Raw genomic sequence first — 10,958 nt, forward strand, 5'->3', positions numbered from 1 at the left:
CTCAACACAGCCGGCCATGCCGGCTGTGACCATTGATAACAAGGAGAACAACATGAAAAAAGTACTTGGCAATCTGGCTCTGATATCTGTGCTTGCCATGACCGGTTGTGCCACCACCGGTGGTGAGCGTGACTACAGCCAGTCACTGTATCTGCGCGGGCAGTTTGCCTGGTGGGATGCCCTGCCAGAATACAAGGTCAAAAAGGTCGACACCGGCGTCTACCGAACGGAAATCGAGTTAAAGGCGGACGGCCAACCCTATGAATTCAAGTTTGGCGATGCCAACTGGAGCAATGGGACCAACTGCGGTTACCTGTCCGAGAAAGACGACAAGGAGGTAACGCTCAACACGCCGGTTCGAGCGAACTGCTCAGCCGTGTTTGAGAACTTCCGTTTCACGCCGCCGGAATCAGCGGTGTACGGCTTCTATTTCGACGTAACCGGCGAGACTCCGACGGTGTACATCAAAAAAGCCAACTGATGCCCTGACACGCACAAAAAAGGGTGCCTGATCGGCACCCTTTTTTAATCGCTTTTCATCACACCCGGGAATCAATCCCTGTCGACCTCCGCGGTGTTTCTCAGGTATTGCTGATAAGCCATATATTCACGCTGGCCCTCAAGCTGGGTAAGGAATTGACGCAACTGCTGGTATTCAGCGCCATCTGTATCCACCGCACCTTCGTTCACGGCATCGACCAGAATAATGGCAGCCTCGCGCTGGCCAACAGCCTTGGCCATGGAAGGACTGCCTTCCTCAGGGCGCGGCATGGCAAAGGCACGCTGCACCACAAAGCGACTCAGGTTAGCGCCATCGCGCCCCTGATTTTCGAAACGTTGCCAATCACCGGCACCCAGCGATTCAGGCTCTTCTCCCGCTGCCAGGGCAGCCATGAGCTCATCTACGCGCGCCTCAAGCACCTCACGGGTCTTGCGAGCTTCCAGCAAGCCGGCAATGTCGTCACGAACATCGGCAAGCTCGCGCTGGCGGGGCTCGAAATACTCTCGTACCCGAGCCACCACAGACACGTTGTCACCAACATCAATCAGCTCAGTGTTGAAACCGCCCTGCAGGACATCGTCAGAGAACAGCTGGCGCACAAGGCCGGCATGATCGAAAGGCGCAGCACCACCGCCTCGGGTAACGCCATCCACTTCCCGAATTTCAAGACCAAGCTCGGCTGCCGGTCCGGCCAGATCGTCAGCAGCGTAGGCTGCGTCGGCCAACTGAGCGCGAACTTCAGCAAAGCGCTCGCTGGCGCGGGTACGGGCCAGTTCATCACGCAGTTCGCCCCGCAGAGACTCAAACGACGGCACATCGGAACGGCGAACGCTCTCCAGTCGAATCAGATGAATACCAAAACTGGTTTCAACCGGTCCGGACACTTCACCTTCTTCCAGGGCGAAGAGCGCGTTCTCGAAAGCCTCATCGTAGACACCCCGGCCGGCGTAACCCAGATCGCCACCGTCTCGTGCAGACGCGGTATCAGCAGAGAACTCCTCGGCCAGATCAGCAAATGATTCACCGGCTCCCAGGCGCTCCTGAATGGACGCGACGATAGCTTCAGCATCGTTCCCATCTTCAATCAGGATGTGGGCAGCGCGCCGCTCTTCACGGGCGTACTCTTCGGCCCGCTCATTGTAAAAGGCCCGCAGATCCTGCTCGGAAACTTCCATTGCCTCCGCCAGGGCACCCAGCGACAGTGTAATGTAAGCCGCATTAACCTGTTCGGGCTCACGGAATTGATCGGCGTTGTCGTCGTAGAACGCCTGAATCTCGTCATCCGAAACCGAAATCTGCTCAGAGAGGGAATCGGCGCTGACGGTCAGCACACGAAAATCGCGGGTCTGATTCTGGATGCGCAACAGCTGTTTGGCGTTTTCACTGGCCACGATGCCGGTCTGCGCGATGGCAGCGCGAATCTGGTTAACCACATAGTTTTTCCGGAGGTTTTCGCGGAATTCACCGACCCCCATGCCAACGTTGCGTACTGTCGCTACAAAACGGTCGCGGTTAAACTGGCCGTCAACCTGGAACTGGGGCATCTGGGTAATCAGTGCATCGATGTCTGCATCAGATAACTCCAAACCCTGAGCCTGCGCGTCGAGGGTCAGCACCCTCTCCTGGATCAGGGCTTCCAGCACATCCCGGCGAATCTGATCTTCATCCAGCATCGAGGGATCGGGGGTGTCCATCTGCATAAGCCGCTGCTGCGTCTCCAACTGCACGGTGCGCAAAAAATCCCGTTCGGTGATGGAGTCTCCGTTAACTGTGGCCACTTCCGGCTCACCCGAAAAACCGCCAACAATGGCGTCCATCCCCCAGATTGACAGAGAAATGATCAGAAGGCCGATAATAACCTTTGCAATAGTACCCTGGGCGTTATCCCGAATATCTTGAAGCATGTTGTTCCTGAATCCCTGTTCAAGGTCGTGCTGGTGTTATTGGTGAGGCGGCTGCACTTTAACGTAAAAAGGCGCACCCTGTCCGGAATGCGCCTTGAATTCTTGCGGCAGCTTTCGCAGGGCGAAAGCTGCCAGAGAAAGAGCCTTTACTTAACAGCGTCTTTCAGGGCCTTGCCTGCTTTGAATCCAGGCACTTTAGAGGCCGGAATCTTGATTTCAGCGCCAGTCTGCGGGTTGCGGCCGGTACGGGCGGCGCGCTCTTTCACAGAAAAGGTACCGAAGCCGATCAGGGTAACCTGGTCGCCTTTCTTCAGTGCTCCAGTGATGGAGTTGGTCATGGCATCCAGCGCACGGCCAGCTGCAGCTTTGGAGATGTCTGCGGACTCTGCAATTGCATCGATAAGTTCGGACTTGTTCACACTAAACCCCTTCGATTTCAGGTTGAAGATGTTATAGGTCGGTTTGTTTTTCGAGGACGTTCCCGACTATCGCATAAGCTGTCGGAGAATTCCATTCTTCAGTTTTCTTATTCCTTGCGGTAGTACACCGGTGTTCGGAATAGGCACTTACTGCGCGGGAGCCCTTGGTATTGGCTGCTTCACGGCGAAACAGTTATACCAACGGGCTCTCAGGCATGTCAACAACTCATCGGGTGTTTAATGTGTATTTATGCGCTCTGCGGCATCGCTGGCGTCGTCTCCGGCTTTCGAGGACGCGCCCTCTTTCGTCGAATCCGCCGCACGTGGCTCCGGCTGGTAAGCCAGCGCAATGTCCAGAACCTCATCGATCCACTTCACCGGGCGGATCTCCAGAGACTCTTTTATATTGTCCGGTATCTCCTTGAGATCCCTGACATTTTCATCAGGAATCACGACGGTTTTAATACCGCCCCGATGCGCTGCAAGAAGCTTTTCTTTGAGCCCGCCAATGGCCAACACCTTGCCCCGAAGCGTGATCTCACCGGTCATGGCAACATCCGCCCGGACCGGAATTTTGGTGAGCGCAGAAACCAGTGCGGTGCACATACCAATACCGGCACTGGGGCCATCTTTTGGTGTTGCACCTTCAGGAACGTGCACATGGAGATCGTGTTTCTCATGGAAGTCATCGGCAATGCCGAGGCCGGGGGCCCGACTGCGAACCACCGTCAGGGCCGTCTGAATCGACTCCTGCATGACGTCGCCCAGGGAACCTGTTTTGACCACACGGCCTTTACCCGGGGTCAGCGCACATTCGATGGTCAACAGCTCACCGCCCACCTGGGTCCAGGCAAGCCCGGTCACCTGGCCGATCTCGTTCTTCTCTTCCGCCAGACCATACTTGAACTTCTTGACGCCGGAGTAGTCCTCCAGCATCTCGGGCGAGAGGGTCACAGAGGCCTTGTCGTTGGCCTCTACGTGTTCCCTGACCACCTTGCGGCAAATCTTGGCAATTTCCCGCTCCAGGCCCCGTACACCCGCCTCTCGTGTGTAGTAGCGGATCAGGTCGCGCAGCGTCGCTTCCGGAATCTGCAGCTCATCCTTGCGCAAACCGTTTGCCTTGATCTGCTTGGGCAACAGGTAGCGCAGAGCGATATTGACCTTTTCTTCCTCGGTATAACCAGGAATCCGGATGATCTCCATCCTATCCAGCAGGGCCGGAGGTATATCCATCGAGTTGGAGGTACAGACGAACATGACGTCCGAGAGATCGTAATCCACCTCAAGATAGTGATCGTTAAAGGTGTGATTCTGTTCAGGGTCGAGCACTTCAAGCAAGGCAGACGCCGGATCACCCCGGTGGTCCATGCCCATCTTGTCGATTTCATCGAACAGGAACAGCGGGTTCTTTACCCCAACCTTGGACAGCTTCTGCAGCAGCTTACCCGGCAGGGCGCCAATATAGGTTTTCCGATGCCCGCGAATTTCGGCTTCATCCCGGACGCCACCCAGGGCCATCCGGGTATACTTCCGATTGGTCGCCTTGGCGATGGATTGCCCCAGCGACGTCTTACCCACCCCGGGGGGGCCAACCAGACAAAGTACAGGCCCCTTCACCTTCTTGACGCGACTTTGAACAGCCAGGTACTCAAGGATACGCTTCTTGACTTCATCCAGGCCGTAATGGTCCTTATCCAGGATCTCACGGGCCTTCTCCAGGTCGTGCCGCACACGGCTGCGCTTTTTCCAGGGCACCGCAAGCATCCAGTCAATGTATCCCCGAACAACGGTGGCTTCCGCTGACATGGGCGACATCATCTTCAGTTTGTTCAATTCGGTTTCGGTTTTCTTGCGCGCTTCTTCCGGCAGGCCGGCTTCCTCAAGCTTCTGCTCGAGTTCCTCAAAGTCATTGTTACCCTCACCCAGATTACCCATCTCTTTCTGGATGGCCTTCATCTGCTCATTCAGGTAATACTCACGCTGGCTGCGCTCCATCTGTTTCTTGACGCGGCCGCGGATGCGCTTTTCCACCTCAATCAGGTCGATCTCACCGTCCAGTTTGCCCAGCAGCAGGTCAACACGCTTGCGAACGTCCAGCGCCTCCAGCAATTCCTGCTTCTCGGGAATGCGCATTTCAAGATGGGCTGCCATGGTATCCACCAGGCGCTCAAGCTCCTGAATACCGGTCAAGGCATTGGAAACCTCTGACGGCACCTTCTTGGACAGCTTCACATACTTTTCGAATTCGTCCATGAGAGTCTTTGTGAGCACGTCCTCTTCGCGCTCAGGCAACGACTCTTCTTCCATCAGAATGGCCTGTCCTGACAGGAAATCACCCTCGGAAATATCGGTAATGTTGGCCCTGGCATTGCCCTCAACCAGCACCTTGACGGTACCATCCGGCAGACGAAGCATCTGCAGTACGGTGGCCAGAGTCCCCATCGAGAACACATCCACAGCACCAGGCTCATCGGTTGAGGCGTCTTTCTGGGCGACCAGAAGGATTTCCTTGCTGCCCTCCATCGCGGCTTCCAGTGCCTGGATGGACTTCTCCCGGCCCACAAACAACGGGACCACCATGTGCGGAAACACCACGACGTCCCGCAGCGGGAGCAGTGGGTAGTCTTGCACGGTTTCTTCAGATATACGGGTCATAGGGAATCCTCTGACAGCATTTTATTCAGCATATCACCCATCATTGGGGCGGCGGCGAAAATTGCAATCTTTTTACGAAAGGAACCGCTGGGCAGGAACAGCATTCAGCTGTCATGAAAAAGGGGCGATAGCCGCCCCTTTTCAATGCACTGCCAATACCCACAGAACTGAGTCAGTCCTCGGGTACCGCTTTGGCATGGTCGCTGCTTGCGTAGATCTTGAACGGCTCGGAGTCACCGCTGATGACGCTGGCATCAATCACCACCTTGGAGACGTCATGTTCAGATGGAATCTGGTACATGGTATCCAGCAGTGTGGCTTCCATGATTGAACGGAGGCCTCGAGCACCGGTTTTACGCTCCATCGCCTTGCGCGCGACGGCACGCAATGCGTCTTCCCGGAAGTCCAGCTCCACGCCTTCCATGTCAAACAGCTTCTGATACTGCTTGGTCAGCGCGTTCTTGGGCTCGGTGAGGATTTGCACCAGGGCTTGTTCATCCAGCTCTGTCAGCGTAGCAACCACCGGCAAACGGCCAACAAACTCTGGAATCAGACCAAATTTCACAAGATCCTCGGTTTCGACATCACGGATGATGTCACCGGTATTCTTGCTGTCGTCCTGGCTCTTCACCGTTGCGGAAAAGCCTATGGAACTGCGCTCCGAACGCTCCTGGATCACTTTCTCCAGGCCGGCAAAAGCGCCACCGCAAATAAACAGCATGTTGGTGGTGTCTACCTGCAGAAACTCCTGCTGCGGATGCTTGCGACCACCCTGGGGCGGCACCGATGCGACCGTACCCTCGATCAGTTTCAGGAGCGCTTGCTGCACACCCTCACCCGACACATCACGGGTGATGGAGGGGTTATCGGATTTGCGGGAAATTTTGTCGATTTCGTCGATATAGACAATGCCGCGCTGCGCCTTTTCTACATCGTAGTCACACTTCTGCAGCAGCTTCTGGATGATGTTCTCGACATCTTCACCCACATAACCGGCTTCGGTGAGCGTGGTGGCGTCTGCAATGGTAAACGGCACATTGAGCATCCGGGCCAGCGTCTCGGCCAGCAGGGTCTTGCCACTCCCGGTCGGACCGATCAGCAGGATGTTACTCTTGCCCAGCTCAACGTCGCTTTTGCCTTCGCCATAGCGCAGGCGCTTGTAGTGGTTGTAAACCGCGACAGACAACACAACTTTGGCGCGATCCTGGCCAATCACATATTCGTTCAGAGTCTCACGGATTTCCGCCGGCGTGGGAAGACGATCGCTGGCCTCTTCCTGGGCGTTTTCCTGGATCTCTTCGCGAATAATGTCGTTGCACAGGTCAACGCACTCGTCGCAGATGAACACCGAGGGCCCTGCAATGAGCTTACGGACTTCATGCTGGCTCTTTCCACAAAACGAGCAGTACAGCAACTTGCCGTTATCGTCGCCTCTGCCGTTTCTTTCATCTGCCATTGAAATACCTCTGTTCTTCGTTGGTCGGCGCAATCAAACAATACGCCGACCAGGGATGATGCGATGACTTTCAGTATTATTTATTCGGTACGCGCTTATCAAGTACTGTATCGATCAACCCGTACTCTTTCGCCTGCTGCGGATCCATGAAATTGTCGCGGTCAGTGTCGCGCGCGATGGTCTCCAGATCCTGGCCGGTATGTTCCGCCAGCAAGGTGTTGAGGGTATGGCGAATCTTCAGGATTTCGCGAGTATGAATCTCGATATCCGTCGCCTGCCCCTGGTAACCACCCAGCGGCTGATGAATCATCACCCGGGAATTCGGCAGGCACGCCCGTTTACCCTTGGCGCCCCCTGACAGCAGGAAGGCGCCCATGCTGGCCGCCTGGCCGATACACAAGGTGGCAACATCCGGCTTTACAAACTGCATGGTGTCGTAGATGGACATACCGGCAGTCACAGAGCCACCTGGGCTGTTGATATAAAGGTGGATGTCCTTGTCCGGATTTTCGGATTCCAGGAACAGCAGCTGAGCAACGACCAGGTTTGCCATGTGGTCTTCGACCGGGCCAACCAGAAAAATCACCCGTTCCTTGAGCAGCCGGGAATAGATATCAAAGGAACGCTCTCCGCGTGCCGTCTGTTCAATTACGATCGGCACCAGACCGGCGTTGGTTATCATTGTAGGACCATCAAACGATTTCTGCGTCATGTGCGCCTGAACTCCTTATGGACAATGGGCATGGACTCCTGTGGCAGGATATCCGGAAGTGATCGTCAGGATACCCTTATACTCTGCCACCAGTGAGCCCAGATGAAAACAGCCGGACACGCCGGCTGTTTCCAGAAAGCGACTCCGGGCCAGGCCCGGGGGCCATCAGCGCTGGGGCTGACCGGCCTGAACCGCTTCTTCGTACTTCATTTTCTTCTCTTTCACCTTGGCCTGACCAAGCACATAGTCGACCACGGCATCTTCCAGTACAGACGACTCGATCTGAGCTTTCTGGTCCGGGTTGTTGGTGAAGTGCGCAACAACCTCTTCAGGCTGTTCATACGTAGATGCGATCTCCTGGATCTTTTCATCTACCTGGGCCGGCTCGGCCTTCAGGTCGTTCTTCTTGACCACTTCCTGGAACAACAGACCCGTCTTCACGCGGCGCTTGGCCTGCTCTTCGAAGATTTCCTTGGGCAGTTGCTGGAAGTCAACCTGTCCGCCGAAACGCTGAACGGCATCCTGACGCAGGCGATCAATTTCCTGATCCACCAGGGCAGCCGGAATCTCCAGTTCGGTGGTTTCCAGCAGACCGTCAACAACGTCGTTCTTGACCTTGTTGGACACCGCCTGCTTGAGCTCGCGCTCCATGTTCTTCTTCACTTCTTCGCGGAAGGTCGCTTCGTCTTCGGCTTCAATACCGAACTTCTTGAAGAACTCCTGGTCCAGTTCCGGCAGCTGAGGCTCTTCTACCTTATGGATCTTGATTTCGAACTTGGCAGGCTTACCAGCCAGGTCTTCGTTGTGGTAGTCCTCGGGGAACTCCACTTCGATTTCCAGATCTTCACCGGCCTTACCACCAACAATGGCCTTTTCGAAGCCCGGGATCATCTGACCAGAACCCAGAGTCAGACGATGGCCTTCAGCGGCGCCGCCTTCAAACTCTTCACCGTCGATGAAGCCTTTGAAGTCGATGGTCAGAACATCTTTGTTCTTGGACTTGCGCTTGACTTCTTTCATGGTGGCCTGCTGACGACGCAGGTTGTCAATCATGGTATCGATGTCTTTGTCGGTCACTTCAGCAACCGGCTTCTCTACCTCAACCTTGGACAGGTCGCCCAGCTCGATTTCAGGCAGCACTTCGAAGATGGCCACGAACTCGAGGTCTTTGCCCTCTTCCATGGTCTTCGGCTCAAACTTCGGCCAGCCAGCCGGGTTGATGTCCTGCTCCTGCAGTGCCTTGATGTAATGGTCGCGCATGGCCTCGCCAACCACTTCCTGGCGAACGCTGTCACCGAAACGACGCTTGACCACGCTCATGGGCACCTTGCCAGGACGGAAACCGTTCAGGCGCACGGAGCGGGCAGTTTCCTGCAGGCGTTTCTGAACCGCCTGATCGATTTCCTGGGCGGGCACACCAATCGTCATGCGACGCTCGATGTTAGAGGTCGTTTCAACAGACACTTGCATGGAAGTTCCTCAAATTACAGATTCTGTAGGTGAATGAAAATTAAGACAAAACCCTGTTCAAAGCGACAAGCCCGAAAGGGACGCAAAATTAAAAGCCGGTAGTTTATCACGGTTTACCCCACCGAGAGAATCACCCGGTAAGGCTGAATATCGCTTTGAGACCAGCGCCACAACCGACATAGACAAAAGTGGGGGCATTACTGAAAAAAGAAAGGGTGGTGCGAGAGGAGAGACTCGAACTCTCACGGGTTGCCCCGCTGGAACCTAAATCCAGTGCGTCTACCAATTCCGCCACTCTCGCGTATCTGGCACTGTACCGAAACGACCAAACGCCGTACAGACAGGCAGAAAAACAAACAAGGGGAAAAGTGGGGTGGACGAAGGGGTTCGAACCCTCGACCGCAGGAGTCACAATCCTGAGCTCTACCAACTGAGCTACGTCCACCACATCAGGGAGGTGCCTTTGGCACTCACTACTGCTTGCTTTAACTTTGCTGGTTTGGCGATCCGGTCCGGACTCACGGCTTGATGGCGCGCCCGGCAGGACTCGAACCTGCGACCATCCGCTTAGAAGGCGGATGCTCTATCCAGCTGAGCTACGGGCGCTTGACCGTTCGCCCACCTGAATATCCAGAAAATGGTCGGGGTAGAGAGATTCGAACTCCCGACATCCTGCTCCCAAAGCAGGCGCGCTACCAGACTGCGCTATACCCCGTTTCGACTGAACAACAAGTGCCTCAGCAAAGTTGGCGCGCATATTACCGGCGGCTGAGGCATACGTCAACAACGATTTCAAAAATCATAGAGATAACGTTGCCTAAGAAGACCTGGGCGGGCACAAAAAGTTCCCCAAGGAGCTTTGCCTGAGTCCCTGTTCAGCGCATTGGCGTAGATGCCGAAGCATGAGACAATGCCCGCCCTTCACTTCTTCACTATTCATGCCCAACCGACAAGACGGAAACATGAGCGCCAAACTGATTAACGGAAAAGAGATCGCTGCCAAGGTTCGACAACAGGTTGCTGCAGGCGTACAGACCCGGAAAGACAAAGGGCTGCGAGCACCCGGCCTGGCAGTGGTTCTGGTGGGCAACGATCCCGCCTCCCACGTGTATGTAGGCAATAAACGCAAAGCCTGTGATGAAGCGGGCATTCTGTCGCTGTCCTATGACCTGCCGGAAGACACCTCTCAGGAAGCTCTGGAAGGACTGATTGATGAGTTGAACGAAAACCCCGCCGTGGATGGCATCCTGGTTCAGCTCCCCCTGCCCTCACACCTGGACGCCGACCCGATTCTGGTAAAGATTCGCCCGGATAAAGACGTGGACGGGTTTCACCCCTACAACATCGGCCGCCTGATGCAGCGCAAACCCTGCCTGCGCCCTTGTACGCCGGCCGGCGTGATCACCCTGCTCGACTCCATAGGCACACCCTACAAAGGCCAGCACGCGGTGATTGTAGGCGCCTCTAACATCGTGGGGCGCCCCATGAGCATGGAACTGCTGCTGAAAGGCGCCACCACTACTGTATGCCACCGGTTCACCGGCAATCTGGAGAAGTTTGTGGGCGAGGCGGATATCCTGATTGCCGCCGTCGGCAAGCCCGGCATTATCAAAGGCGAGTGGGTAAAACCCGGCGCCACGGTGATTGATGTCGGCATCAACCGCATGGACGACGGCAAACTCTGCGGCGACGTAGACTTCGCCGCAGCCGCCGAGCGCGCAGCTTACATCACCCCGGTACCCGGCGGCGTAGGCCCCATGACCATCGCAACCCTGCTGGAGAACACCCTTTACGCGGCGGATGTGCTTCACCGCTAGCTGTCTGTCGGGCCTGTAAGGGT

Annotated in this window: 8 protein-coding genes and 4 tRNA genes; 2 read left to right on the plus strand and 10 right to left on the minus strand. The window is 55.8% G+C overall.

Annotation, left to right across the window (positions count from 1 at the left end; genetic code table 11):
* Window positions 1–52: 52 nt before the first annotated feature.
* On the plus strand, window positions 53–481 hold the full coding sequence (locus ABIE59_RS15480) for an early set domain-containing protein (RefSeq protein ID WP_354448341.1): 429 nt from the start codon (window positions 53–55) through the stop codon (window positions 479–481).
* 71 nt (window positions 482–552) lie between these two features.
* On the opposite strand, the gene ABIE59_RS15485 is transcribed toward ABIE59_RS15480, so the two are convergent.
* The 10 genes from ABIE59_RS15485 to ABIE59_RS15530 all read right to left on the minus strand — a co-directional run bounded on the left by ABIE59_RS15485 (window position 553) and on the right by ABIE59_RS15530 (window position 9,833).
* Window positions 553–2,406 (minus strand): SurA N-terminal domain-containing protein, encoded by a 1,854-nt coding sequence (locus ABIE59_RS15485; protein WP_354448343.1) that lies wholly within the window; start codon window positions 2,404–2,406, stop codon window positions 553–555.
* Window positions 2,407–2,552: 146 nt separating this feature from the next.
* Entirely contained in the window at window positions 2,553–2,825 is a 273-nt protein-coding gene (gene hbs / locus ABIE59_RS15490; protein WP_008174603.1) for a non-specific DNA-binding protein Hbs, read from the minus strand.
* 237 nt (window positions 2,826–3,062) lie between these two features.
* A complete protein-coding gene (lon, locus tag ABIE59_RS15495; protein ID WP_354448346.1) occupies window positions 3,063–5,480 on the minus strand; it encodes an endopeptidase La in 2,418 nt (805 codons plus the stop codon).
* Window positions 5,481–5,652: 172 nt separating this feature from the next.
* Window positions 5,653–6,936, minus strand: coding sequence for an ATP-dependent Clp protease ATP-binding subunit ClpX (gene clpX / locus ABIE59_RS15500; RefSeq protein WP_058090436.1), 1,284 nt, complete (start codon window positions 6,934–6,936; stop codon window positions 5,653–5,655).
* Between the two features lie 76 nt (window positions 6,937–7,012).
* A complete protein-coding gene (gene clpP, locus ABIE59_RS15505; protein ID WP_354448349.1) occupies window positions 7,013–7,648 on the minus strand; it encodes an ATP-dependent Clp endopeptidase proteolytic subunit ClpP in 636 nt (211 codons plus the stop codon).
* A 165-nt stretch (window positions 7,649–7,813) separates the two neighbouring features.
* On the minus strand, window positions 7,814–9,118 hold the full coding sequence (gene tig, locus ABIE59_RS15510; protein ID WP_354448351.1) for a trigger factor: 1,305 nt from the start codon (window positions 9,116–9,118) through the stop codon (window positions 7,814–7,816).
* 216 nt (window positions 9,119–9,334) lie between these two features.
* A tRNA-Leu gene (locus ABIE59_RS15515) sits at window positions 9,335–9,419 on the minus strand.
* A gap of 68 nt (window positions 9,420–9,487) precedes the next feature.
* Window positions 9,488–9,563 (minus strand) — tRNA-His (locus tag ABIE59_RS15520).
* A gap of 84 nt (window positions 9,564–9,647) precedes the next feature.
* Window positions 9,648–9,724, minus strand: a tRNA-Arg gene (locus ABIE59_RS15525).
* A gap of 32 nt (window positions 9,725–9,756) precedes the next feature.
* A tRNA-Pro gene (locus tag ABIE59_RS15530) sits at window positions 9,757–9,833 on the minus strand.
* A gap of 247 nt (window positions 9,834–10,080) precedes the next feature.
* On the opposite strand from ABIE59_RS15530, the gene folD reads away from it, so the two are divergent.
* Window positions 10,081–10,935: a bifunctional methylenetetrahydrofolate dehydrogenase/methenyltetrahydrofolate cyclohydrolase FolD gene (gene folD / locus ABIE59_RS15535; RefSeq protein WP_354448353.1), complete on the plus strand. Its 855-nt coding sequence runs from the start codon at window positions 10,081–10,083 to the stop codon at window positions 10,933–10,935.
* The last annotated feature ends 23 nt before the right edge of the window (window positions 10,936–10,958 follow it).

The sequence above is a fragment of the Marinobacter sp. MBR-99 genome, from assembly GCF_040547575.1.
In the GTDB taxonomy this organism is placed as follows: domain Bacteria; phylum Pseudomonadota; class Gammaproteobacteria; order Pseudomonadales; family Oleiphilaceae; genus Marinobacter.

Excerpts from the sequence above, each read along its gene's own strand:
- ABIE59_RS15480 (WP_354448341.1), top strand. The coding sequence starts at position 53 with ATGAAAAAAGTACTTGGCAATCTGGCTCTGATATCTGTGCTTGCCATG.
- ABIE59_RS15485 (WP_354448343.1), bottom strand. The coding sequence starts at position 2,406 with ATGCTTCAAGATATTCGGGATAACGCCCAGGGTACTATTGCAAAGGTT.
- lon (WP_354448346.1), bottom strand. The coding sequence starts at position 5,480 with ATGACCCGTATATCTGAAGAAACCGTGCAAGACTACCCACTGCTCCCG.
- clpX (WP_058090436.1), bottom strand. The coding sequence starts at position 6,936 with ATGGCAGATGAAAGAAACGGCAGAGGCGACGATAACGGCAAGTTGCTG.
- clpP (WP_354448349.1), bottom strand. The coding sequence starts at position 7,648 with ATGACGCAGAAATCGTTTGATGGTCCTACAATGATAACCAACGCCGGT.
- tig (WP_354448351.1), bottom strand. The coding sequence starts at position 9,118 with ATGCAAGTGTCTGTTGAAACGACCTCTAACATCGAGCGTCGCATGACG.
- folD (WP_354448353.1), top strand. The coding sequence starts at position 10,081 with ATGAGCGCCAAACTGATTAACGGAAAAGAGATCGCTGCCAAGGTTCGA.